1 protein-coding gene is annotated in these 600 nt (G+C 73.8%); it reads right to left on the bottom strand.

Annotated elements, in window-relative coordinates; genetic code table 11:
- A partial coding sequence (locus ACEN88_RS33700; protein WP_413346699.1) for an NAD(P)/FAD-dependent oxidoreductase occupies positions 1-600 on the bottom strand: 600 nt, incomplete at both ends.

The following is a 600-nucleotide window of genomic DNA, read 5'->3' as shown; positions in this document are numbered from 1 at the left end:
GGCCGCGCCATGTCGCCGCAACAGAACACGCCCGGCACGCTGCTCGCTTTCTGCGCGTCGGTCGCGACGTACGGTCCCAGCGGACCGGTTTCCAGCACGCAGCCCAGCTGCTCGGCCAGCGGGCTGGCGATGTGCGTGCGGGTCGCGACGAACAGTCCCGCCAGCCGCAGCCGGCGTCCGTCCCGCAGCACCACGTCGGCCCGGCCCTCGATGCGTGCGACCGGCGTGCGCTCGACGGCCACGCCGCGCCGGGCCAATGCCGCCAGCTGATCCGGCTGCGGTTCGAACGCGCCGTTCAGCAGCAGGGTGACCTGGCCCCAGTCGGGCAGCATCAGCGCCTGGTGCAGCGACGCCTCGCCCGCCGCGAGCACGCCGATGGCGCCTTCATCCAGTTCGTAGCCATGGCAGTACGGGCAGTGGAAGACGCTCGTGCCCCAGCGTTCCTCCAGGCCGTCCACGGCCGGCAACGTGTCGGCGACGCCGGTGGCGAGGATCAGCCGGCGGCCCCGCACCGTGCCGCCATCCGGCAGCGCGACGTCGAAACCGGCGCCGGCGCTGCAAGCCGCCACCGCCGTCACGTTCGCCCACGCGACCCTGGGA

Origin of the sequence: Massilia sp. CT11-108 (assembly GCF_047302915.1) — a bacterium.
Taxonomy (GTDB): domain Bacteria; phylum Pseudomonadota; class Gammaproteobacteria; order Burkholderiales; family Burkholderiaceae_D; genus Telluria; species Telluria orientalis.
This window is presented reverse-complemented; position numbering and strand designations above follow the sequence as displayed.